Here is a 26324-nt window from a genome sequence, read left to right as displayed (position 1 = left end):
CAACTCCGACTTGAAAGGCAGGCCTTCTTGACCAAGGGCCACCTCTAAACAAAAATAGAAACCCAAATTTTAATTTCCATTCGTATGCTAATTTGGGTTCATTTTGTATCTTAATATGCATACTCATAAGATTTTATGAAACTTTCTTTACGCCGAGTCTGGTTTATCATATTTTCTTTGCTGCTAACCAAAGGTCTTTGGTGCCAGAGCGGCAACCTGCAGCTTAAACATCTGTCGGTTATAGATGGTCTCTCGAACAATTCGGTTATTGCCATAGCACAAGATACCTTGGGACAAATGTGGTTCGGTACCAGAAACGGACTGAACAAATATGATGGCACCCATTTTGAAGTCTATAAAAATGATCCGAACGATTCTACCAGCATAGGCAATAGTGATATTCTTTCAATTACCGAAGATCGTGATGGATATATTTGGGTGGGAACCTACAACGGGCTAAACAAATATGATCCCTTAAAAAATACCTTTAAACGCTACAATCAGACCGAAGAGGATAATTCTTTAATCAACCCCGTCGTGATTTGCAGCAGGGTAATGGCCTCGGGAGAAATCTGGTTCGGCACTGCAAACGGAATTTCGGTTTACGATAAAAAACAGGATGCATTTACGAATATTCCCTATACAAAAAATAATCCTACGGGTTTACCCTATAATAACGTACAGAGGATTTTTGTAGATAGCATGGGGAATATTTGGGTAGCAACTGCTGCTGGATTGGCTAAACTAAAAAGCAGGGATGATAATGTTTTTGTTTTCAAACAATTTGAATGGAAAGAAAATCAAGACAACCTGTTTATTCAAGATATTATTGAAACGGCGCCCAATACACTAGGGTTGGCGACCAAATACAACGGTTATGTGCTTTTTGACACCTCCGAAGAAAAGTTTATTATCCCGCATTTTAAAGGGATACCCCCTACTGCCGATGTACGCGTATTGCAACACTCCGATAAAGGAAGTATTTGGCTAGGAACAACGCAGGGAATTAAAATCATTGGGCCTCAAAATGAGATAACGGTACTTGAAAGCCACAGGAACAATTTGACGGGCCTCAGTCAAAATTTTATAAAATCGATATTCAAAGATAGAAATGGAACGGTATGGGCAGGCACCTATAATGCGGGTATCAATATGTGGAATGCGTCCAATGAGAACTTTGTTCATTTCACCAACAATGAACTAGACAATAATGTGGTAACCGCCATCATTTCAGATAAAAACTCAAACATTTATTTCGGAACCGAAGGCGGTGACCTAACGGTTCTAACCCCTCAACAAGACATACTGGATGTTATCAATGTGTCCGACCCCAGTCAATTTCGGCCCAATAGCATTCAGACCCTGTTGCTTGACGACGAAAACAGGCTATGGATCGGGGTACTAAATTATGGGGTATATGTATATGATATTCGGGCAAAAAGAATATTGGACCATGTGATATCGGATGAGCTAAATGAATATTTGAAAAACACGGGGGTGTACGTAATTAAAAAGGACAAAAAGGGCATGTATTGGATAGGAACCTTTGGTAAAGGGCTTGTAAAGTACGATCTGCAAAAAAAAGAATTTAAGGTATTTGGTAGAACCTTGGGGCAAGAACCCCGCTTATCATCGAACATCATCAAGACCTTAGTTTTGGACAACGATGGCAACGTATGGGCTGGAGGATTGGGCGGACTCAACTTTATCCATTTTAAGAATGACGACACTTACGAAGTAACGAAATATTTTGTAGATGCCTTTTCGGGTGATGATATCAAAACACTTTTTGAAGATAGCACCCAACAAATATGGGTGGGTACAAAAAGTAAAGGACTTCAAAAATTCAACGGTACAGGTTTTGACAGGGTTCTGCTCGACGAGCATAATTCAATAAGTACAATTTATACAATTCTTGAGGGTGGACAGAGACATTTATGGATGAGCTCCGATAAGGGGATTATCGATTACGATATTTCAAATAATACCTATGTGATCTATGACCAGCAGGATAAGTTGAACACGAACGAATTTAGTCCTAACGCCGGTTTACTGCTCGAGGGCTCCCGGTTTTACTTCGGCGGAGCCGAAGGGGTTATCTCGTTTGACCCCACAAAGATTGTTAAGAACGAGCATGCCCCCAAAGTGGTACTATCAGATTTAAAAATCAAGAATCAGTCAGTACCCATACATCGTGATCAAGAAACCCTAACTAAGTCCATTGCCTATACCCAATCAATAACCTTAAGCCACGACAATGCGAACTTTTCCATTAATTATGCCTTGCCAAATTTTATTAATCCACACAACAACCACTACGCCTATCGTCTTATCGGTCTTGATGATTTTTGGATATATACCGATAAAACCGAGGCTTCCTACACGCTTCAAAAACCTGGCGATTACCTGTTCGAGGTTAAAGGTGCCAATAATGATGGGGTTTGGAATAATACCCCTACCACCTTGAAAATAGTAGTAAAACCGGCGCCGTGGAAAAGCGTTTGGGCGTATTTGGCTTATAGCCTGTTGACTTTATCGGCCATGTTCACCCTTTATACCATAATAAAATCAAAGGCCAGGCTGAAACAAGATTTACGATGGGAACAAATGGAAAATGAAAGGAAAGAGGAGGCCCACCAGGCCAAATTAGAATTCTTTACCAACATTTCACACGACCTTAGAACACCTCTGACCCTTATTTTGGGCCCGTTGCAACAACTACTTGCCGAATACAAAGGAAGTAGCCTTATGTACAAAAAACTATTGACTATAGAAAGTAGCGCCAACCATTTACTACAACTTATTAATAGGCTGATGTACTTCAGAAAATTGGAAAACCGTCAATCTAAACTGCAGGTGGCAGAGGGGAATATAGTAAAGTTTTTACAGGAAATCTATTTGTCATTTACCGAGTTCGCCAAACTGAAAGGCTACACATATACCTTTAAAAATGCACAAGATCATATTGCGGTTTTTTATGACAGGCCAAAACTAGAACAGGTTTTTTACAATTTAATCTCCAATGCTTTTAAGTATACCCCCAATGGTGGGAATATAGCCATTGAAATACGGGAAGAGGAAAATACGGTTCACGTGAGTGTAGAAGATTCCGGAATCGGTATTAAAGATAAACATATTGATAAAGTATTCGACCGCTTTTTCGAAATCCCTCCCGTTGTCGACATCAAGGAAGGGCAAAACCCGGGTACGGGCATTGGACTTTCTATCGCAAAGAATATCGTCAAACTTCATAGTGGCACGATTACCGTTTCCAGCAAAGAACATCAAGGCTCAAAATTTGAAGTAACCTTACCTTTAGGAAAGAAACACCTTGCGAAAACGGAAATTATCGATGGTTTCAGGTTCAGTGACGATCTCGTTCAATATACCTCGCAGTTGAAGGATAATGAAGCAGTCTTTTATGATTCCATTGATGATTTAACGAAAGACAAAAATGTGCCGGTCGTTCTTATTGTCGAAGACAATAAACAGTTAAGGTCGTTTATCAAAAACCTCTTGAAAAAAGAATATTCCATTCTGGAAGCCGAAAATGGCAAGCAAGGTTTAAAAAGGGCCCTTAAACATATTCCAGACCTGATTGTCAGCGATGTTATGATGCCCGAAATGGCGGGAACCGAACTGTGCGGACAAATAAAGCAGAATCTTAGAACGAGCCATATTCCGGTGATCTTACTTACGGCCCGTACCTCTTTGATTTATAAGTTCAAAGGTCTTGAAAGCGGTGCTGACGATTATATCAGTAAACCATTTAACATTAAAGAGTTTAAGCTTAGGGTGAAAAATTTATTGGACTCCGCTAGGCGTTTAAAGGATAAATTCTCAAATGAGACCGATTTAGCGCCTAGTGAGCTTACGGTTTCCTCATTGGACGAAAAACTGCTGAAAAAGGCAATCAATGTAGTCGAGGATAACATTTCGAACGAACAATTCGATATCACTGCTTTTTGTAAAGAACTAGGGGTTAGCCGTACCATATTATTTGCAAAAATAAAAGCATGGACCAACTTTACCCCTAATGGATTCATCAATGAAATGCGCTTAAAGCGGGCAGCCCAATATTTGGAACAGGGTGACATCAATATTTCAGAAGTAAGCTATAACGTTGGATTTAAAGACCCAAAATATTTTAGCAGATGTTTCCAAAAAAAGCATGGGATGACCCCTTCGAAATATCTCAAAAAGTTTTCTGATACTATGGCATAGGGCCTACAGCTTTGCTGTTACCATAGGCCATGAAATCTTCATTTAGGTGAAATTGATCTCCAATTAAGGCCATGAAGAACATAAAAACCTCATTGAAATTCAACCTCCCGATTGGCTCTTACTAATTTCATCCTCTCATTGTTTAGTATAACAGATCGTTTCACCAACTTAAAACCACAGTTCGGTTTCATCGCGTGAAACCAATTCACTTTTAAATAATTATTCCACTACGGTTTTCGGGAAATTTGATAATTAGAGCTACTTCAAAGACCTAAGTCTTGACATTTTCGAAATCGCAATAGCAAAAGGTGGATAAAAATACACTAAAGGAGGAAAAAAGTTCGAAACACCTCTTTTCCAGCATAGTACAGGAAAGTTTCTTTAAGAGAAGCGCGTATTATTGGTGTGTTAAAATAACGTTAACGAACATGCTTATGCCAGTTTGCATGCCAAAGGCCCATGAGGATAGCATGTTCTTCTCCCGCTATTATAACTAAACACATTCTAAACATTTAAACTATGAAAAACAAGATTTCCGAGCGTTTCAAATGGCTTTTGACATTGTTTGCCATAACCCTTTGCAGTAACATGGGCATGGCGCAAGACACCAATATTACTGGCACGGTTTTAGCAGATGACGGACCCCTACCAGGGGCATCCGTGGTAGTAAAAGGCACCACAAGGGGAGTTAGTACCGACTTCGACGGCAATTATACGATCGAAGCGGGACCAGGCGATATCCTACAATTTTCCTATATCGGATACACCGCAAAAGAAGTTAAAGTAGGTAGCCAGACCCAAATTAATGTCGTGCTGGAAGCCGGCAACGAACTCGATGAGGTAGTAGTCATTGGTTACGGTACCACAACGAAATCAGATTTAACCGGATCGGTATCTACGGTAAGCTCTGAAGAGATAACGCAAATTCCGTCATCAAGGGTTGATCAAGTCTTACAGGGTAGGGCTGCCGGTGTTCAGGTAACCCAAACCAGTGGTGCACCAGGCGCCGGTACTGTGATAAGAGTAAGGGGTGGCAATTCAATTACTGGAAGCAATGAACCGCTTTGGGTCATTGATGGTATCGTCGTAGGTACTAATTTCAACTTGAATAATATCAACGCCAACGACATTAAGTCGATCGAGATATTAAAAGATGCTTCCTCTATCGCTATTTATGGTTCAAGAGGGGCGAATGGCGTAGTATTGGTAACTACCAAGAATGGCGCTGGTGCCGGGTTTGGAAGACCTCAAGTAAGTGTGGGCGTCTATACCAGTATGCAAATGGTACCTGAACAACCAGACATGCTTTCCCAAGCAGAACAAATTGCATTTACCAATGAAAGCGCGGAGTTTAGGTCGGCGGCAATACCATTTCCTAATGACCCATCTACCTATCCCAACAACGACTGGTATGACCTACTGATGGATCCTTCACCCATTTATAATGCGGATATTTCTATCGCAGGTACTTCGGAAAACGGTAATGTCAATTACTACAACTCCCTAAATTATTTCAATCAAGATGGTCTTATCATCAGCACTGGTATTGAAAAATACATTTTTAGATCAAACCTTGATTTAAAGTTAAGCGACAAATTGAAAACAGGTTTCCGAATCAATTACTCCAGGATCAATCAAGATAATGGTGTGGTCGGTTATGGCAATGTCTTTGCAAACCTTCCAACGCAACCCATATATAATGATGACGGAACATTTAATGGGTTTGACGAAATTGTAGGCTCCCCTTGGTCGAATCCTATAGCAAATGCCCAATTAAATACAAACGAGACATTTACCAATAACTTGTTAGCAACGGCTTATTTGGAGTATAGTCCATGGCCAAAGTGGATGATTCGGTCGACGTTTAGTCCGGAATTTAATAATATCAAGCAAAATAGATTTACTTCAAGTCAAAGCCCTGATTTACTGGAGGTAGGAGACCTTGGTAGGGCCAGTGTACGAACAGTGGCCAGTTCGGGATGGAATAATGAAAATACGATACAATATCAATCCGATTTTGGTGAAAATCATAGTGTAACCGCACTCGCCGGGGCCTCATTTCAGAAAGTATCGACCGAAATAGCCGAAGCAGAAGCGTTTGGTATTACCAGTGATGCCGCCGGCTTTAATAACCTTGGTTTTTCCGACCCTACCAGATCTGTAGTCAGTAGCGATTTTACCGGGTTTCAAATTGCATCTTTTTTCGGAAGGCTAAATTATACGTATAAAGATAAATACCTATTAACCTTGGTAGGTAGAACAGATGGTAGTTCTGTTTTCGCAGAAGGAAATAAATATGAGTTCTATCCATCAATTGCCGGAGCCTGGAAAATTAGTGAAGAGTCGTTTATGCAAGATCAAAGCTTTTTCAGGGATTTGAAGTTAAGGGCCAGCTACGGTAAATCCGGTAACCAGGCAATTGACCCTTACAGAACACTAGGTGTCCTGACCGAAGCGAACACTACACTTAATGGAGCTGAGGTACCAGGTTTAACACTGGGCCGACCTTCAAATCCAAATTTAAAATGGGAAACTACCACTTCGCTCGATATAGCACTTGAAGCATCAATGTTCGGCGGTAGATTATTTACTGAATTCAATTATTATCAAAAAGAGACAAATGACCTATTGCTAGATGTCACCATACCGCGGCAAACGGGCTTTACCAGTCAATTGCAAAACGTTGGGTCTTTGGAAAACAAAGGTTGGGAATTTCTTATAAATTCAACTAATATCAACACTGATAACTTCAATTGGAATTCCACATTGACCCTGTCATCCAATAAAAATAAAATATTGGATCTTGGAGGGGTAGATTTTATTGATGTTACGGTAGATGCAATTTTAGGTTCAGGTAATACTCGTTTGATCGTAGGTGAATCGGTTCCTGTGTTTACAGGGGTTCGCTATTTGGGAACTTGGAAGAGTCAAGAAGAAATTGATGCATCTGGTTTGACAGATCCTCAAGTTGTTGGAGGGTCCCGATTTGAGGACCTAAATGGTGATGGTATTATTTCTACTGAAGATAACGTTGTTTTGGGCAGTCCGCTACCCGACTTGATTTTTGGTTTCGAAAATTCATTTTCCTATAAAAATTTGGATTTCTCGTTTTACTTTCAAGGAACAACAGGGAATGAGGTATATAATCTCAGAATGCGCAATCATTATTTCAATCGTGGCGAAACAACCAAATTTGGTGATTTACGCGACCGCTGGACAATAAATAATCCTACTTCGGATATTCCGAGGGCAGGAGGGGATTCTGTAACAAACACGCCTCCTAACTCGGAGTATGTGGAAGACGGGTCACATATACGCCTTAAAACAGCTAGAATAGCCTACAATTTTCCTGTGGAGAAAATGGGATGGGGAGACAGGGTAAAAAACATGTCCCTCTATGTGTCGGGAAGTAATTTATTGTTGTTCTCCGATTTCAGATTGATAGATCCGGAAACCAGTAATTTCGGAAGAACCGGGCTCGGCAACATAGCCCAGGGATTTTCTGATGGGGAATATCCCAATCCACGAGTTTTAACACTTGGTCTTAACGTAACTTTTTAATCAAAAACTCAGATGAAAACAAAAAATATTATTTTATACGCCCTGATTATTTTCTCATGCCTAGGTTGTGAGAAGTTCTTAGAAGAAGAGCCTAGGGCCCTTATTGCTCCAGAAACCTTTTTTGCTTCGGAAAATGACGCAAGACAGGCAGTCAATGGCATCTATGCCATTTTAAAGAATAATTCCATTTATGGCCAAGTGGGCCTTGATCACTTCTACGACAATGGGGCCGATATTATAGAACCCAACCGTTCTGCAAATTTTGTAGAACCCATTGGCAACTACTCAATGAACGAGGCTCTGGCGGATGTGTCCGTTCAAAAAATGAGTGTTTCGGATACCTGGAAAGACCTTTATAGAATTATTTTCAATGCAAACATTGTTATTGAAAGGGTTACGGGAAATGAGGCCATAGGTCAAGATGCACAAACAGATATGATTGCGGAGGTAACGTTTATGCGCGCTTTATGCTATTGGCATATAACCAACCTCTGGGGCGCTGCACCTTATTATACCGAACCCTTGACACTTGATGAGGTCAGGGTCTTGGACAGAACCGATGAAGCGACCATAATAAATGGCGTTTTGGCAGATTTACAATTTGCACAGGCCAATTTGCAATCTTCATACCCTGACGATCATAGGGGTCGTGCCACTAAATGGGCCGCTGCCATTGTTGAGGCGAAAATATATATGAAGCAGCAGAACTGGCAGGCAGGTTTAAGTAAATGTCTTGAGATCATTAATGAATCTCCACATTCGTTACTGCCTACTTACGCCGAAGTTTTTGATCCTGCCAATGAATACAATGCTGAAATCATATGGTCCTTAGACTTTGCCAAAGATATCAGGGGCCAATTCGAAGAGGGCACGGTTAGAGAAGATGGCACCTTGCCCGCCGTTTTTGGTAATGGAAACTGGAGGCCCAGTATGTTTAGTCCGCGTTTAAGGGATGAGCCCAAGAACTCCGATGAAAGAGGCGCCCTGGGCGATGCTCTAAGTGCACGAGGCGAAGCCTTTAACGGTACAGGATTGCAAGTTGCTTCAAAAGATTTTGCCGAAAAATTTCCACTGAACGACCTGAGGAGACCCTTGAATATCGCTGACACTTATTTGGGATTTGAATTAAATTTTCCCTATATGCCTAAATTCTGGAATTTAAATGTAGATACCTCGCCCCGTTTCAACCACGAAGACAACAGATTGGTATTTCGCTTGGCCGATGTGTATTTGATGGCCGCCGAATGTGAAAATGAACTCAATGGCCCCGCCAATGCCTACCAATATATTCATCCTATAAGGCAGCGTGCCTATGCCACTCAAGCCGAATGGGAACTTGTCGGTTTGAGCCAACAGGGGTTTAGGGAAGCGATTTACGATGAACGTAAATGGGAATTGGCCGGAGAGGCACATAGAAGGTATGACCTGATCAGATGGGGAATTTTATTGGATGTGGTACAAAACCTGGAATACCGCTTCTGGGAACCGAATGTGAATATTAAACCCTACCATGTACTATTACCCATTCCTTTACAAGAACTGGAATTAAACCCGGCCTTGTTGGAATCAGATCCCACAAATAATGGGTATCGCTGATCTTCAATACCGAATGTAATTTAAAAATCAGATTCAATATTATATTTTTATGAGTTGTTTGAGTTAGTTACGAAAATGGGGTAAATGAACGCTTTTGCCCCATTTTTTAGTTTTTTTAATTTCGTTCATCAATTCATATTTTTCCTCCCTACCTAAAACGGTATTTTGCAAATAACAAACATGTTGACCCCATGAAAAACAGTATACAATTCGGCATTCTATTCCTGTGCTTGGCACTGACCGCATCGTTTTCAATAAATAAAGTTCAAGTAAACCGATTGGTCACAGAATACAAGACCGACCCCATCGGTATCGATGTGGAAAAACCAAGGCTGAGCTGGCAATTAAACTCCGATGAAGAAAGTGTACTGCAAACCGCTTACGAAATTCGGGTAGCAGATTCCAAAGAGGACTTACAAAAGGGTAGAAACCTTATCTGGACTTCCGAAAAAGTGGAAAGCGACCAATCCGTTAATGTCGTTTACGAGGGGCCTGCACTCCAATCTATGCAATGCGTATATTGGCAAGTACGGGTCTGGGACAACAAAAACCGGGCATCTGCATGGAGCACCCCCGCTTTTTGGGAAATGGGTATTTTAGACAAAGCCCTATGGACGGCTTCATACATCGCCATGGATGATATAACGACGGAGAAAAAATCACATCCATCCCAATATTTCAGAAGAGGGTTTCAAACGAAAAAGACAGTCAAATCGGCCACGGTACAGGCAACTTCCTTAGGAGTATATGAACTATACCTAAACGGGGAAAAAGTGGGTGACGACCTTTTTACCCCGGGCTATACCAGTTATAACAAAAGACTGCAGTACCAAACATACGATGTTACGAATCTGCTTAAGGTCGACAACGCACTCGGAGCTATTGTGGGCGATGGGTGGTACCGTGGCAATATTGGTTGGAAGGGCGACTATGCCTTTTATGGAAAACAACTTGCCCTATTGGTTCAATTGCATATCAATTATACCGATGGCACTAGGGAGACCATTGGCAGTAACGGAGATTGGAAAGCTTCCTACGGGCCCATATTGGAATCGGATATGTACAACGGTGAAAAGTACGATGCCCGATTAGAGATGGACGGTTGGGCCAAAACCGGATTTGACGACAGCCAATGGCAAAAGGTTAAAATTCTAGACCACTCCAAGGATATTTTAGTGGCGCCACAAGGGCCTCCCGTTAAAGCCATTGAAGAAATCAAACCCAAAAAACTTATGACAACGCCTAAAGGGGAAATTGTATTGGACCTTGGTCAGAATATTGTCGGATGGGCACGAATGAAGGTTAACGGTCAAAAAGGGCATAAGGTCACCCTGAAATTTGCGGAAGTTTTAGATAAGGACGGTAATTTCTACACCACCAATTTGCGTGCTGCCGAAGCAACGGACATTTACATCTTAAAGGGGGAAGGTGAGGAAATGTTCGAGCCCCATTTTACCTCCCATGGCTTTCGATATATTCAAGTAATCAATTATCCCGGAACGTTAAACCCTGATGACATTACGGGAATAGTCATTCATTCGGATATTTCACCGACCGGAAACTTTACGACTTCCGACCCCATGATCAATCAACTGCAAAGTAATATCCAATGGGGACAGCGGGATAACTTTTTGGATATTCCCACCGACTGCCCACAACGCGACGAACGGGCAGGTTGGACAGGTGATGCCCAAGTATTCAGTATGACCGCCGCGTATAATTTCGACGTTGCGGCATTCTATACAAAGTGGCTGAAAGATTTAGCCTTAGACCAGCATGAGAATGGGTCGGTGACTAATGTAGTGCCGGATATTCTAACCGGAGGTGAAGGCGTAAGTGCCAAAGGAGGTGCCACCGGATGGGCCGATGCCGCAGTAATTATTCCTTGGACGGTATACCAATCCTATGGAGACAAGCGTATTTTACGAGAGCAATACGACAGTATGAAAGGCTGGGTAGATTACATGGCCAAAAAATCAGGTGGCGATTATTTGTGGAACGACCCCAAACATTGGCATTGGGGCGACTGGTTGGCCTACAATGCGGACAAACCCGATTATAACGGGTCGGTTACCGAAAAAGATTTAATCGCTACTGCCTATGCCTATTATTCTACATCGCTTCTTGGCAAAATAGCTTCCATTATTGGAAAAACAGAAGATGTCGGCAAATATGCCGAACAGGCCAAAAACATAAAAAAGGCTTTTATACAAGAATATATAACACCCAACGGTCGTTTGGTATCCCATACGCAAACGGCCTATGCCATGGCCCTTTCCTTCGATTTGATACCCGAAAATTTAATCGAAAAGTCGGCGGCCTATTTTGCAGCGGATGTAGAAAAATTCGGGCATCTGACCACCGGCTTTTTAGGGACTCCTCTACTCTGTTCCACACTTTCAAAAATAGGTCGTGATGATTTGGCCTTTATGCTATTAAATCGAAAGGAATTTCCTTCTTGGCTCTACCCCATAACCATGGGAGCCACCACAATTTGGGAGCGATGGGATACCCAAAAACCTGATGGAACCATCATTGAGGGCATGAACAGTTTTAACCATTATTCGTATGGTGCCATCGGGGAATGGCTCTATACCCATGTAGGCGGATTGAGGATAGATCCTAAAAATCCCGGATACAAACATATTATATTTGACCCTCATCCGGGAGGGGGATTGACATCGGCCAATGCAGAATTCTTATCGTTGTACGGAAAGATAAAATCCGATTGGCAAATCAAGGATGGAAAGTTTCATTACGAAGTAGTAATACCAGCCAATACTACGGCAACAGTTACCCTTCCGGAAGCCGAACTGGGCAATATCTCGCTGAACGATGGAAAAATAAAACCGGAAGTGCAAAAGACGATGAAACAGACCGATGATGGTGTACAACTCAAATTGGGATCGGGCACCTACCGTTTTTCATATTCCGCGGAACAACTAAAAGCATCCATTAAAAGTTAAAAAATAGTCGTGTTTAAGACCAGCCCCAATGTTGGGCTTACTAAAATTAAACGCCTACACCCATTAGTGCGCACCGATTGTGAAAATGTTTAGAAAAGCATTTAAAATGAAGATCCATTCCGAAAAGAAAGAAGCATATACCAAAAGACATAACCCTATTTGGCCGAAACTTGAGAAAGTTCTTAAAGACTATGGGGAATCATAATTACAGTATTTTTTTAGATTCCGAGAACAATTTTTTATTCCATATGTAGCTAAAAAATGGAAAGCAATCGCCCCTACCGAAGTTTGTAAAAAATAGTGGGAACATATGGCCGACCTTATGGAAACACACCCAGACGATAGTCCGGTTGCTTACGCAATTATAAGAGGTTTTTCACTTGCCCTAAAGGACAGCTAAACTCCATTTATAGTAAATCTTTAATCCGAGCTGTTTATAAAGACCAAGCTTTGCCCCCGGTTGCCTCCTGCAAGGCTGTACATCCTATTTGTATCCCGGGAATAGGATCATAGGCCAATACATGCTTCCCAATTTGTTCGGTTACTTTAAAAGCTTCTATTCCCCTTTTTCGCAATGATTTCAACACAAGAGAATTAGTAGCGTCTAGCGAGGGCAATTGAGCATCGTCTTTTTCTGCAGCGGCCACTTCCAAGTTCCATTTTGCTTTCTGTGCGGCATCTGCCTTAAAATAATAGGCCAACCTATTTTCTATATCTGTTTCCGTTAAATCTGTCGTGGCCTTTTTTCCTGTGGCTCCCAAGGTCGTTGACAAATACTGCGCAATGCCAACTTTGAAAGCTGCTTGTTCTTTTTCTGTAGCAATGGCATCCAGATAACCGTCTATGAACCGGGTTAAATTTAAATCGGTCGCCCCGGGAACCTCCGGCGTTACCGGTATCATCGCCTCAAGTGTTTTTGAAACTATTTCCACTTCTTCGGGTGAGAAAAATACAGGTTTCCAAGAAAGTGTTTTTTCTTGGGAACAACTTTGAACAAGGGCAACCAAGGTTGAAGACATGGTAATGGCGCCTAGTGATAATCCAATATTTTTAAGGGCAGCTCTTCTTTGCAAATCGATTATTTTAAAGGTTCATTTTTTTTAGTTCCTCTACGGCGTGATTTGCCGCTCTTGCCGTTAATGCCATATAGGTCAATGACGGATTTTGACATCCTGCAGAAGTCATACAAGCCCCATCGGTAACATACACATTAGGCACTTCATGTAACTGGTTGTATTTATTTAATACCGAAGTCTTAGGGTCCCTGCCCATTCTGGCAGTTCCCATCTCGTGAATACCGCCGCCCATATAAGAATCTCTCTTGTTTGCCCTTACCTCTTTAAAACCTGCATTTTCGAGCATTTCTTGAGCTTGTTCGATCCAATCTTTTTTCATTCGTTTTTCATTGTCTTTAAACTCGGCATCAAAAACAATGTTCGGCAGGCCGTAGCTATCCAATTTATCATAATTCAAGTACATATGGTTTTCATGATAGGGCAATACTTCCCCAAAACCACCAAGATTGATTCGCCAACCTCCCGGTTCGAGCATCGCTGCTTTAAGTTCCTTTCCATAGGTATACTCTGGGATTGTTGTACTATAATCATTACGGCCGGCACTTCCTTGGTACCCATACCCCCTAATAAAATCTACTTTTTGAGAAGAAGTGTTTATGTTTCTAAACCTTGGAATATAAAATCCGTTAGGCCTTCTTCCTTTGTAATATTTATCGTCATAACCATCAATTTTACCACTGGCACCCCCGCCAAGTTGATGATCCATAATATTGTGGCCCAATTCTCCACTGGCATTGCCCATTCCGTCGGGAAAAACATCTGACTTTGATTGCATTAAAATAGCCGTAGAGGCCATAGACGAGGCGCACAGAAAGACAATTTTAGACTTAAACTCGATTACTTTCTTGGTGTTGGCATCTACAATCTTAACGCCCGTAGCTATCTTTTTATCCTTGTCATACAATACCTCGCACACAATAGAATCTGGTCTAAGTGTCATATTTCCCGTAGCTTCGGCCATGGGCAGTGTTGATGAATTGGAACTAAAATAAGCACCATAGGGGCAGCCACGTTTGCACCTGTTCCTGTATTGACATGTTCCCCTACCGGCGCCCGGCTTTGTACCTTCAGTTATATGCGCCACTCTACCTATTGTAAGTACACGGTCGTCGTATTTTTCTGAAATACCTTTTTTCAGATGTTCTTCAACACAGTTAAGCTCCATAGGCTTTAAAAACACACTATCCGGCAATTGGGACAATCCCAACGCTTCGCCACTTACACCAATATGTCTTTCCACGTATTCGTACCAAGGCTTTATATCTTTGTATCGAATAGGCCAATCCACCCCAATCCCATCTTTGGCATTGGCTTCAAAATCTAAATCGGACCAGCGGTAGGTTTGTTTGCCCCATATTAATGAGCGGCCGCCAACTTGCGTACCACGGATCCAATCAAAGCGTTTTGCCTCGTCGTAATCGTATTTCGAATCGTCGTTAAAGAAATGGCGTGTAGTTTCATCAAAACCCCAGCGAGACTGCTTTGGGTATTTCGCCTTTATTTTTGCAGGCGTCTCTCCGGCATTTGGCAGATCCCAGGGATCAAGATTCATAGTGGGGTAATCTATAACGTGCTGTACCATTCTTCCACGTTCCAGCACAAGGGTTTTAAGTCCATTCCCGCAAAGTTCTTTTGCTGCCCACCCCCCACTGATTCCCGTTCCGACTACAATGGCATCAAAAGTATTTGTATCTGATTGTATTGACATTTTTCTTTAATTTAAACATTAGAGGCTATAGACCTACAACGGTATTACCAGTCAATTTTTTGCATTGAATGTATGGCAACCCCTTTTTATTTCTAAAGATTTGAAACATCCTGTTTGAAAAAGTATGTAAAGTTAGTCTTTCAATCAAACAAAGGTGTCCTGCACTGTACTGCGAGGGATTCCTTTTTGAATAAAAAAGCGGCATACGATTCATTCCATCTTAAATAGATTTTAATATTATCGAACCAACGTTCCATATAAAAACCCATCTCACCTTTCGACAATTTCACTAGGTACGTATCCGATTCTATATGCTTGTGATATTACTGTCAGTCCCTTTGGAATTTTAAACGGTTGTTGATAAACCGACCAAGCATTTGGAATAGGACCATCATCACCAATAATTTTGTACCCTATTGAAGCTCCCTCAGTGGTACAGCTAATGGTAATGAGGTTATTCGAAGTTGTAATTTTCGGTTCAGAGGTAACAGGTTGGTTTTCCGAACCATTCCACAGCCGGGAAATCAATTCTTTTTCCGGAAGATTGGGTTCATCTCCTATTTCTTTCAACCATCGATCCATTTCTGTCCGTAATTCTTGCAATTTATCACTGTGAGCAGGGTCTTCTGCCAAATTGTTAAGCTCATAGGGGTCGGCCACACAATCGAATAATTCCTCAGCGTCTTTACTGCTTCTGAACCATTGGGTTTGGATGCTATCCAGTTTTCCTTCTTTACGCAAGCGCAATAATTCTTGCATAGCAGGTATGCGTTCCCGATATTCAACTGGCAAATAATAGCCTTGTTTAGGTCTATAATTGCGAATGTATTTGTAACGCTTATCCCGAACCGCTCTAATAACATCCGTAAAACCATCAAAGCGGTCTGCGGCAGCATGAATGAACTTTCGCTCTTCCTTGGCTTTGTGTTCTCCTATAAATGCCTGTCCGTGCATATATTCCCGAGGCTGCATGCCAGTAAGAGAAAGAAGTGTCGGAGCAAAATCTATAAAACTGATCAACTGTTCATCTTTTGTTCCCGCATGCATTTTATTTGGATACCGAATAATCATCGGCGTGTTCAATCCCGAATCATAAATCAATCGTTTTTCCCTCGGAAGTGGTCCGCCATGGTCTCCGTAGAAAACGATAATGGTATTTTCAAGGAGTCCGTCGTCCTCCAATTGTTTTAAAACAGCACCGACTTGTCTGTCCATCTCAGCGATATTGTTGTACAATTTCCACATATCACGGCGAACGACTTCGGTATCGGGTAGATATGGAGGGATTGAAAATTTAGTCTCCTTGGATAAATGAATCGGAGTTTGTTCCTCAGTCATTCGATCGGCAGCCCAAGTATAGGTTGTATCGCCTGCTTGGTAGTGTCTTGTCTCAATATTTCGATGACCATAAGGTTCGAATAATCCGGATTCATGCGTCTCCGTAAAATTAAAAATTGAAAAGAAAGGCTGGTCTTTATCGCGATTGCGCCAATGCGCATACGGACTACTTTCATCCCACGCGGTAAGGGACGCCTTAAATTGATAATCTTCCTTATAATTATTGGTGCAGTAATACCCATTCATGCGAAGTAACTCGCTCACCATACGAGTCTCTGGGGGTGGAACCGCCCCGTAAGAAGGTAAGCCGGTCACCTCGGTATACGAAGTAGTTCGCATGTGATTGGCACCAATGCTCGATGGATACATTCCCGTAGCGATGGCGGCCCTACTGGGAGCGCAAACTCCTGACGTTGAATACAAATTTGGATAAACCACACCTTCTGCTGCCAAGCGACTTAAATTGGGTGTCACGATTGTGGAATCGCCAAAAGAGGGAATATAAGGTCCCATGTCTTCGGTGACCAACCATAAAATATGGGGGCGTTTCGGCAATTCTGCTTTCACCACGGTCATTGAATCGGACTTTACATCTTTGTTATTTGTTTGACAGCTTACCAGCAAAAAAGCCACAAAAAAGAGTACAGCCATCAAAGCCCTAAAAATTATCTTGATCGAATTCATATGAATACTATTGATTTATCAATTTGATAAAGAACAATTAAGATTATGCCTTGCAAGGTTTTAAATTCTAATTATCATCTACATAGTTTAAAAGTAAATGTTTGACATCATCAACCGTTCCTGATTTTAGACCACCATTGGTTGCCCCGGTGATCCAATACAATACCATACCGGCATCGGAACAGTCCCATTTTCCTTTTTGAAATTTTACAACATCGTCATTTTCCGCAATTTTACCCTGAATCCATATCCATTGTATTCGCGGGTCTGGATGATTTTTTGCCCAATCCCATTCTTCCAAGTCGACTTTAAGGTTGACATTTTGGTCCGGGATACGGACTTCCTGTACTCCAAAATCCAAAATCTGTAGCCAAGTATAAAAATCACCGGCATCATCGTTGGCAGGATGGTGGGTCACCACTTTGACATATTTATGCCTTGACTTTTTTGAGCCATCAAGTGCAAACCCAATAATATCGGGTTCACCAGCTTCGATAATCCATAACGGGTCTTCGGAGGTAGAGGCGTCTATTGCTTCGGCCAGATCTTTTACGGTTTCATTTTGTTGCCATTTGGCATCAAAAAAAGAAATCCCCTGGAAACCGCCCCATCGTCTTGCGGTGACATCACACGCACTTTGCATTAAGGCATGTCTTTCTCTTTCTGCCGCTTCGGAAATTCGGTCATCACGCACAAGATCGCAGCTGTGGGAATAATGTACCAATCTGTCTTCAAGACCAGTTGCACGAAGTAAGGAAATCGAAACTGCCGTGCCTCCGAGATCATCCGGATCAGGCGAATTACCATCGGCAACTATTGCTATTCTTCCATTTGGAGGATTTATCCTATGTAAACTATCATTTCCCCCAAAGGAAATTGCTGATACTTTCATAGCATTCCCGATTTTATCACCTATTTGCAAAACTTTGGAGAAAGCAATTTTATTCGACTCCGATTTTTGAAATTCATTTAGATTACTCAAATATTCCGTCACCAATTCGTCACTTTTATAATTTTTCTTTAGCGAGGTCTGTACTAATGTCTCATTACAAAAGCTTATCGATACAAGAACAAGGGACAAGATTATTTTGGCTGCCATTCTATTTTTATACTTGGTGAGTTAAAAGAGATATATAGTTGATGCACTTTTCTTACACTACTATAATCTCGTGCGACTTATGGGAATTTTCTCAAAAATAACATTCAAAAAAAATATTCCCATCCTGTACTGTCCCGATTCAAAAACCCAGTGAATATGGCAAGTCTAGTTTCACTTTTCTAAAAAAACCTTCCGAATTTTCGAAAGGCTTTCAATACCTGAGTTTTCATCTTGGGTTTAAACCAATAAATCTATAGTTGTCGAGGTCGGAGTACTATTAAAAAAATCTTGTTACTTTTAGAATTCAATTTGCTTATTGCTATTCACTATACTGGTAATTTTGAAAAAAGAACTTTAAATGCACCATCTTAGACTAAAGATTAGCAGTTGGAAACCCAAAATTGTCGTACCTATCTTGAGCCCAAAAATATAAAAAGCCCCTGATTCCAGTAAAGCAAAGTGAAGATTTACACGGTTTGTAAGCTTTCCCTAACTAAAACTGTCCATTTTTCCAATTTTCTCATTGTAATAATCGGTCACAAGTATTTTTAAGGGTTTCACCCAAATCTTACCCCTAAACTTTGCGCATGGATCCTGTGGGATTTTTGTAGTGTTCCGGTAGATAAGCGTAAAACAAAAATTCCATAGGGCGCAAAATGCCTATATGAATTTTGCATGTATTCATTTTTTCGAGGTTACGGGGCCGAGGGTTGGCAAAAATAAAGGCATGGGGCGTTCTTTCTACAGCCCATGCTTTTATCGGCGGTCCTGAGGAGGTCGAAAAATCCAGAGGTTTTTCAACTTCCGAAGGGACTGGACTTATATTACGGAATCGTCCTTCCAATGCCATCAAAACAAAACCGCGGTTTTGGTGTAAAAACTTGACCTGTTCTTGTTATTTCCCTTTATTGGGATAGCATTCGACTCACATCTTGGTCTATTATGATAGATGTTATTTGACGCAAATTCGTTCAAGTTTATGAGGTTTCCGGAGCCATTTGACTAAAATCAGCAAAAATCCGGTAGACTTATCAAGAATAGCAATTGCCGCAAATTTTTGCTGTTTTATTGGTGTTCCCGCCCCATTTGCCGCAATTATGGGCGTTTAGAGAGGTGAACTTTTTTGATAAATTATTGAAAACAAACAAGTTGTACACTGCAACACCGCGCCAGCGTGTTGCCCTCTTGCTCTTCCAAATTTTTAATTATCGGTAGATGCCCGTTTTTGGTTACCGGTATAAGTAAAGCGATACTTCACCAAGGCCATATCTTCAATGAGTTTATGGTCGACTACCTTGGCGTAAATTTGAGTGGTCTTCAATGAGGTATGACCTAACATCTTACTTACCGATTCAATAGGAACACCGTTGGAAAGGGTTACCGTTGTGGCAAAAGTATGTCGTGCCAAATGGGTAGTCAGGTTCTTTTTAATTCCACAAGCTTCCGCTACGTCCTTTAAATAGGCATTCAATTTCTGATTGGTTGAAACCGGTAAAATTCCGTTCCCTTTGACAACAACCGGATGCCGTTGATACTTTTTCAGAATATTCTCCGCAATAGGAAGCAAAGGAATACTACTTAGTGTTTTTGTTTTTCTTCTATGCGTCTTAATCCACTTTTGGCCTTTAATATCTATAAGGACGGCGTCTTCTGCAAGGTTTTTAACATCTACATAGGCAAGCCCTGTGAAACAACAAAATATAAAAATGTCCCTCACCATTTCCAACCGCTTGTTTTGAAATTCAGTACTCATAAGCTTCTGTAGCTCATCTTCGGTCAGATATTTTCGTTCCCTTGTTTTCCAACTGGCTTTCCAATGAAAAAATGGATCTCTTGAAATCCACTGATTGGCATAAGCGATGCGTATTATCTTTTTGAGATTTACAATATATTTCACCGCCGAATTATGTCCTAATTTCTTCTTCAATTTTAAGAAATACTCCAAACCTGTTATAAACTCATGGTCTATCTTTTCGACGGGCGTATCCTTTCTTTTATACTTATATAAAATGAAGTGTTTGGTATGCTTTAATGCCGTTTTATATCGCTGTAGGGTTCCAGATGAATACTCCTTTCCCACCAAGCTCGCCATTTCATCGTTATGGTTTTGAAAGATTTCCAATAGCATCCACTGCCTTTTTCGTTTTCCCAGATAAATGTCGGCAATGGCCCGGGCGCTTATATGCTCCCCACTTTTTAAAAGCCCGTTATGAATGTTATAACAACGATTTCTGACATGATCCAAAAAAGCATTAAAGTCGGACACTTTCTTGGTACTTCCCTTTAATTTTCCGCCGACCGAACACCATCGCCTTGCGTCTATCTTTCTGCCCAAGCTAAACTCGCTTCGCTGTCCGTGTACGGTTATACGCGCGTACAAAGAAACCAAACCATCTTTATCGGATTGTTTTTTCTTGGGATAGAACAGTATGAATATGGCGCCGGACACAAGCAGAAATTCTATGTAATTTCCTTGAAGTTAGAAAAAGAAATCCTTCAAAAAAACACTCATAGAATTCATTAACAGTCTTTAGAGTGCATTTTTGCGAATCTTTCAAAGGCTGAAAAGGGGCACCGAATAGCGCACCTTATATTAGGTTTCAAGTGGTTTTATCTGGTATCATAGAAAAATGAAAAAGCCCTTAAATCATTGATTTAAAGGCTTTTGATCTATTTTGGATTTCTCCTAGCGGTCCGGACGGGACTCGAACCCGCGACCCCCTGCGTGACAGACGATTAAAATTCAATTTCATTTAGTCATATAAACTATCATATAGTCTGATTATCAATACTTTATGATTTTTCGTTTTGTAGCAAATTACTTTTATTTTACCTTTAAAAGGCAGTTTGTTGTACCTATGTTGTACCCGTTTTCAAATCAATATGTCAAGCATCAAAACAGTTTTAAGAAAAAAAGCATTAGCTGATGGAACTTATCCCGTCTGTTTGCGGGTGACCAAAAATAGGAAAACTAAATTTTTTAATACCATATTTAAGACCACTGAAAATGAGTGGGATTTTTCTTCCGGTTGTTTTAATAGAAAGAATTCAAATTACATCCAAAATAACAGATTGTTGTTGAAATTTAAGGACAGGGCTCTTAAAATATATTCTGACCTTCAGTTGGAAAAAGAATATTTTGACCTTGATGACTTTAGCAAACGCTTCCGTGTTGATAATAATCCGGCCAGTGGTTATCTTTTCCCTTTTTGGGAAGAGATCATTGCCGAGATGCGATTGGCGGGTAGAATGGGCAACGCTACCATGTATAATGAAACAATGAAATCCGTAAACCATTTTTGCAGATTTAAAAAAATAAGGTTTCAAGATATTACGAATTCCTTTTTAAACAAATACGAGGCCTGGCTTCGTTCCAGAGGTGGAACAGATGGCGGGATCAGTATAAAACAGCGCACGTTAAGAGCATTGTACAATAAGGCTATTGAGCGGGATATTACTAAAGACATCAATCACCCGTTCAAGACGTATAAAATTTCGAAACTCAAAGGAAGAGGTATTAAAAAGGCCTTGGATATGGATCAAGTGAGCAGAATCATTCAGTTTGATCTCATAAAATATCCACATCTAAGGGATGCCAGAAATTATTTTGTTTTCAGCTTCTATACAAGGGGAATGAATTATACGGACATGATGGTGCTTGAATGGAAAGATATTGATGCCACTACCATTTCTTATATCCGGAACAAAACCAAAGGCAGGTTCGTTATTACTATTCTCCCACCGGTTCGTGAAATTCTCAACTATTACAAAGAGAATGCGCTGGCCACCGAATACGTTTTCCCTATTCTTTTAAAAGATGGCCTTACACCCGCTCAAATAGCTGACCGAAAAAAGAAAACGTTAGCAAAATACAATAGAGACTTAAAAGAAATTGCCAAAATATGTGCCATTAATAAATCTTTATCCAGTTATGTAGCGCGTCATAGTTTCGCCAATTGTTTAAAGCAAAAGGGAGTTGCTACGGATATCATTGGTGAATCTTTGGGGCATAAAGATTTGATGACCACCCAGGTTTATTTAAAGGAACTGGGGAGCACCGTACTTGACGATGCTGCGGCTTTACTGCTTTGACCTCCACCTATATTTAAGTGCTGGTCATATCTTGCGAATCCGGTCTATCGTAAAACCACATAGGGTATTTACAATTTATGATATAACATTCGGAAACATTCTGTAGCCTTAATTGGATGAACAAGAAAAGGATCTGGGAACAAAAAAAGGATATTCAGGAACTTAAGACTTTGATCAGATTCCGTAAATTATAGATAAAAAATCTTAGGAAAGATGTAATCGAGAGAAGTCCTTACTTTGATGTTCAGACGGGTTATATGGTTTATCTATAAAACCATAAGAATCTTTTATTTTGAACTTTTGGTCAAACCAGGCTAGAATAAATCAATTGAAAAGTTTGTACGACTCTAGCCCATCTCTCTACGCACCCGTAAGATGTTTTCCATCTTACGTCCCTTGGCCAACTTATCGACTAATTTTTCCAAATACCTTACTAGTCGAATCTAAGGGTTTTTAATCTTTTCTATCCGATACCCGCATGTTCCACCTATAATAAGCAGTGCAATCGGATTAAAGCTCGCTGCTTGAATGAAGCATTCGGCCATTCAAAGCCCGAGACTACAATGGTCTATATCCATGTTGCTAAAAAGACCTGTAACAGGTAAGAAGCCCATTGGACATTGCTGTGGAAAAAATAACAACAGCTGCTAAAGGCGAACCAAATGTCTCGATAGCCCGCCACGGAAAAGGATAAAAGTGTAAATTAGGGCGGATATAACAAGTTGTGTGTAATTTGAGAAAAGCCAATGCAAAGAACAGAAACCATAGATAAAAATCAACTTTTTGAACTGATTGAATATATTCTTTCGGACTCAAAAACTGAATTCTATGAATCATACTCTGAAATGGAAAAAGAAATAGTTCGGATAAATAGTCTGTCTGAATTTCAAGACTATTTTGACAATGGAATCACGAACGGAAAAGTACATTTCGGATTTGGAATTTATAATCCTGAATCTAAAGGCAAGTTCTTTACATCGAAAATAAAGCTCAATCCAAAATATTGTGATGGAAAGACTTTCCGCTACCGAATAGATGGTTGGGCTATAATTTTTGTTCAGTTTGACCTGAAAAACGGAGAAAACCAAATAGAATGTAATGTATCAGTAAACTCAAAAAAACGAGCTGAAAATTGGAAAAGCACAAATCCTGAATTCGGAAATCCAGAATTATGGGAATGGAAAAACGTTGAAAGTAGAGCCAGAAAAATAATTAACCGATTAAAAAAAACTACACACAACAATGTATAACCGCAATTACGGCGGATTCGACTACGTCCGAATCCACTCGGAATTGCGAGCGTCAGTACTTAATCGAAAAATAGTAACTTAAAACCCGTAACTGACGGTTATACGAGACCGTTATATGCAATTGGATCCCACGGCTTTCTTGACTATTATTTCATAATAAAAACTTCTTCAATTCTCATATTAAATACTTTTGAAATATCAAACGCCAATTTGAGAGAAGGATTATATTTTCCCTTCTCAAGAAAAACAATGGTTTCTCTTCGTACACTCACTTTTTGAGCAAGTTCAACCTGAGTTAAGTTATCTCTAGCACGAAGTTCTTTAATTCTAGTCTTCATCCGAAATTCCGGTTTTTGAGTAATAAAGCCAATTAAGAAAGAAGATTAGTCCCATTCCTATAAGACCTAGACCAATTATTATTTTATCTCTTGGCTCCATCTCAACGAGAAAAAGTAATATAAAGACCCACATATAAATAGAAAAGCTAAACGCTTTTGCAGCAGCTTTTTCCTTGATTCTTTTCGATAGTTCATCATCAGGATTTAGGCCTGATTTTTCACTTTTAAATCTTTGAATTTTAAAATACAGACCGAAACCAATCATAAGAATACTCAACCCGAAAATGAGATAACCCATTGTATTAAAAGGTTCCTTTGCCAAATATGCCCATAAACCTAAAAGCATTATCCCTAATGTAGGTGATATGAACGAAACGAGTGATTTGTACTTTGTCTTCATTTTACAATGTTATGTATTTCTAATACAATGTTATATATTTCTAACATTGTTTCCAAATTTATTTTGAATAGACAAACGGAATAAAATAAAACTGCATATAACAACGGTAATCGTTGCACAAGCCGGTAGTTCGTAAAAACAGATTGATACAAGCCTCTTCAAGAGGCTTTTTTGTGTCAGGTCAGAAATGGATAGCTAACTTTCATTGTTTTGTAAAGGCCCCGAATACGTATGCAAAGGAGTTTTCCACGAATGCCGATAAGGCAAGTCGGTCTTCCCCGATCTTCGAACGTTTTTCGACGAATTTCAGGTATTTTTTAATATTGTAAGCTATCGCCGCGAGGTGCATCACCTTGTTGGCCTGTTCCAGCTCGATGGTGTTTATCTTTCTCAGGCCCATGAACTGGGTAAGGGTACCGAAGACCCGGGGACCTATAAAAAACGACAGGCACTTGTAGAACAGCTCTTCGGGACCATGAAACGATCCCGTAGTTTCGGGAGGGCTTCGACCATATCATCACCAAAAAGGGAATTCCCGCCGCAAGTGCCGACTTTGGGCTGATTGCCTCGGCATACAATCTAAAAAGGTTGATCAATCTGGGATGGAGACCCAGAACAGGCCTAAAACAGTTTCTGAACCTGCTCAAAAACCTAATAAGGCCATTACAAAAGCCGGGAATGGACATATGGCCCGATTTCAGGGACCTTGTAAAATACATCCCCTGAACCCGATTTCGGCCGAATCCCAAAATTGCCTACATTTAATCAAAATCTATAGGTAGTTTTGAGACAGACTGCCGTTGTAAGTAATTCCTGACACGAAGAAACTCTAATAATTTCTTAAGCTAACGAGTTCAATTTTTCGTAGGAAAATTATAGTAAATTTAACCGATAGTCAGAATATAATTTATGATGAAAAAGAATGTTATCTACTATTTCACGCTGCTAGTTTTCTTTAGCTATCATCATGATTCTATTGCTCAAAATCAAGATCGGAATAACTCCTTGGTCCTAAATAAGGCGACTCAAAAGCAACTAAAGGAATATGATAGTTTTTTCGTAAAAAATCATAAAAGACATATCAATGAGTTAGTTGAACTGATTGCCATCCCGACCATGTCGATGAAACCAGAAAACAAGCCAGAACTCAAAAAAGCTGCAGACTTACTTAAAGACATGCTCCATACCATTGGTATGGAAAATACAGAAGTGAATTTCACCAATGAATTGCCAGTAGTTACTGCCACCTATACACGAAACAAAAGGCAACCCACGATCCTTTTTTATGGACATTTTGATGTGCAACCTGTCAATAAAGAACGTTGGAAAAGCGACCCATTTAGTGCAGAAATAAGAGATGAAAGGCTTTATGGAAGAGGAGCCACCGATGACAAAGGGCCTATTATTGCTTTAATTAGTGCCATAGAAGGATTGATAAAGGTGGATGGCAATCTTCCTGTCAACATCAAGCTACTATTGGATGGTGGTGAAGAAATGGGGAGTCCACATTTACCAATATGGTTGGCTTCAAATCAAGAATGGCTAAGTGACATTGATTTTGGAGTTAATGTAGATGCCATGATGAATAATGACAATCAAGGAATGATGTGGAAAGGACTACGAGGAGCCGCAGACCTTGAAGTTACTATTACATCGGCAAATACCGATTTGCACTCAGGCATCTATGGAGGTGTTGCACCAAATGCTGCTTTAGCAGCTTCTAAAGTGATTGCTTCCCTTTGGAATAACGATGGTTCAATAGCTATTAAAGGATTTTATGATGGCCTAAGGCAATATTCTGAAAAAGAACGAAAGGAAATTGCTGCTGTTGTAGACCAAGATCAACAAGCTAAGGATTTAAGGGAATTTGGCATCGACCAATGGATCGGAGAGAGAGAATACTCCTTTTATGAGCGTCCTTGGATTCGTACCTCAGTAGACATTACAGGGTTTAAAGCTGGTTATATTCAAGGTAAGGCCTCTATTATACCT

The 26324-nt window shown here is 40.4% G+C and carries 16 protein-coding genes and 2 pseudogenes; 9 read left to right on the top strand and 9 right to left on the bottom strand.

The window, feature by feature from the left end; all coding sequences use genetic code 11:
• Positions 1-177: 177 nt before the first annotated feature.
• The 5 genes from BLS33_RS22775 to BLS33_RS25450 all read left to right on the top strand — a co-directional run bounded on the left by BLS33_RS22775 (position 178) and on the right by BLS33_RS25450 (position 12552).
• Positions 178-4224 (top strand): hybrid sensor histidine kinase/response regulator, encoded by a 4047-nt coding sequence (locus tag BLS33_RS22775; protein ID WP_176801486.1) that lies wholly within the window; start codon positions 178-180, stop codon positions 4222-4224.
• A 519-nt stretch (positions 4225-4743) separates the two neighbouring features.
• Positions 4744-7785 carry a SusC/RagA family TonB-linked outer membrane protein gene (locus BLS33_RS22770; protein WP_245731616.1) on the top strand — a complete coding sequence of 1014 codons (3042 nt, stop codon included), beginning with the start codon at positions 4744-4746 and terminating at the stop codon, positions 7783-7785.
• A 12-nt stretch (positions 7786-7797) separates the two neighbouring features.
• Positions 7798-9381 (top strand): RagB/SusD family nutrient uptake outer membrane protein, encoded by a 1584-nt coding sequence (locus BLS33_RS22765; RefSeq protein ID WP_089895318.1) that lies wholly within the window; start codon positions 7798-7800, stop codon positions 9379-9381.
• Positions 9382-9572: 191 nt separating this feature from the next.
• Entirely contained in the window at positions 9573-12347 is a 2775-nt protein-coding gene (locus tag BLS33_RS22760; RefSeq protein WP_089895315.1) for a glycoside hydrolase family 78 protein, read from the top strand.
• An 85-nt stretch (positions 12348-12432) separates the two neighbouring features.
• The gene (locus BLS33_RS25450; protein WP_394330910.1) at positions 12433-12552 is read left to right on the top strand and encodes an L-rhamnose mutarotase; all 120 of its coding nucleotides are present in this window, start codon (positions 12433-12435) and stop codon (positions 12550-12552) included.
• Positions 12553-12781: 229 nt separating this feature from the next.
• Here the strand turns inward: BLS33_RS25450 and BLS33_RS22750 are convergent, their stop codons facing one another.
• The 5 genes from BLS33_RS22750 to BLS33_RS22725 all read right to left on the bottom strand — a co-directional run bounded on the left by BLS33_RS22750 (position 12782) and on the right by BLS33_RS22725 (position 20701).
• A complete protein-coding gene (locus tag BLS33_RS22750; protein WP_089895313.1) occupies positions 12782-13420 on the bottom strand; it encodes a gluconate 2-dehydrogenase subunit 3 family protein in 639 nt (212 codons plus the stop codon).
• Positions 13421-13430: 10 nt separating this feature from the next.
• Positions 13431-15131, bottom strand: coding sequence for a GMC oxidoreductase (locus tag BLS33_RS22745; RefSeq protein WP_089895311.1), 1701 nt, complete (start codon positions 15129-15131; stop codon positions 13431-13433).
• 270 nt (positions 15132-15401) lie between these two features.
• Positions 15402-17153 carry a sulfatase family protein gene (locus BLS33_RS22740; protein ID WP_245731614.1) on the bottom strand — a complete coding sequence of 584 codons (1752 nt, stop codon included), beginning with the start codon at positions 17151-17153 and terminating at the stop codon, positions 15402-15404.
• A 67-nt stretch (positions 17154-17220) separates the two neighbouring features.
• Positions 17221-18252 (bottom strand): hypothetical protein, encoded by a 1032-nt coding sequence (locus tag BLS33_RS22735; RefSeq protein WP_218129627.1) that lies wholly within the window; start codon positions 18250-18252, stop codon positions 17221-17223.
• 1201 nt (positions 18253-19453) lie between these two features.
• Complete coding sequence (locus BLS33_RS22725) at positions 19454-20701, bottom strand: site-specific integrase (protein WP_089895306.1); 1248 nt, start codon at positions 20699-20701, stop codon at positions 19454-19456.
• A gap of 434 nt (positions 20702-21135) precedes the next feature.
• Between BLS33_RS22725 and BLS33_RS22720 the strand changes: the two genes are divergently transcribed.
• Positions 21136-22344 carry a site-specific integrase gene (locus tag BLS33_RS22720; RefSeq protein WP_089895305.1) on the top strand — a complete coding sequence of 403 codons (1209 nt, stop codon included), beginning with the start codon at positions 21136-21138 and terminating at the stop codon, positions 22342-22344.
• A 347-nt stretch (positions 22345-22691) separates the two neighbouring features.
• On the opposite strand, the gene BLS33_RS25380 is transcribed toward BLS33_RS22720, so the two are convergent.
• The gene (locus BLS33_RS25380; RefSeq protein ID WP_317039877.1) at positions 22692-22787 is read right to left on the bottom strand and encodes a DUF2200 family protein; all 96 of its coding nucleotides are present in this window, start codon (positions 22785-22787) and stop codon (positions 22692-22694) included.
• A 303-nt stretch (positions 22788-23090) separates the two neighbouring features.
• Here BLS33_RS25380 and BLS33_RS22710 point away from each other — a divergent pair, with 303 nt between their 5' ends.
• The gene (locus BLS33_RS22710; RefSeq protein WP_089895302.1) at positions 23091-23594 is read left to right on the top strand and encodes a hypothetical protein; all 504 of its coding nucleotides are present in this window, start codon (positions 23091-23093) and stop codon (positions 23592-23594) included.
• Positions 23595-23740: 146 nt separating this feature from the next.
• Here BLS33_RS22710 and BLS33_RS22705 read toward each other — a convergent pair whose 3' ends face one another.
• The 3 genes and pseudogenes from BLS33_RS22705 to BLS33_RS25475 form a co-directional block, all read right to left on the bottom strand.
• Positions 23741-23932, bottom strand: coding sequence for a helix-turn-helix transcriptional regulator (locus BLS33_RS22705; RefSeq protein ID WP_089895301.1), 192 nt, complete (start codon positions 23930-23932; stop codon positions 23741-23743).
• Entirely contained in the window at positions 23922-24332 is a 411-nt protein-coding gene (locus BLS33_RS22700; protein WP_089895298.1) for a DUF2178 domain-containing protein, read from the bottom strand. The genes BLS33_RS22705 and BLS33_RS22700 overlap by 11 nt, the downstream gene beginning before the upstream one ends.
• A gap of 291 nt (positions 24333-24623) precedes the next feature.
• A pseudogene (locus BLS33_RS25475) lies at positions 24624-24756 on the bottom strand (transposase); the annotation flags it as partial.
• Here BLS33_RS25475 and BLS33_RS25470 point away from each other — a divergent pair.
• A pseudogene (locus BLS33_RS25470) lies at positions 24751-24932 on the top strand (IS1182 family transposase); the annotation flags it as partial. The pseudogenes BLS33_RS25475 and BLS33_RS25470 sit on opposite strands and share 6 nt — an antisense overlap.
• Before the next feature lie 309 nt (positions 24933-25241).
• A partial coding sequence (locus tag BLS33_RS22685; protein ID WP_143017674.1) for a M20/M25/M40 family metallo-hydrolase occupies positions 25242-26324 on the top strand: 1083 nt, incomplete at its 3' end.

This window comes from Kriegella aquimaris, assembly GCF_900103215.1.
In the GTDB taxonomy this organism is placed as follows: domain Bacteria; phylum Bacteroidota; class Bacteroidia; order Flavobacteriales; family Flavobacteriaceae; genus Kriegella; species Kriegella aquimaris.
This window is presented reverse-complemented; position numbering and strand designations above follow the sequence as displayed.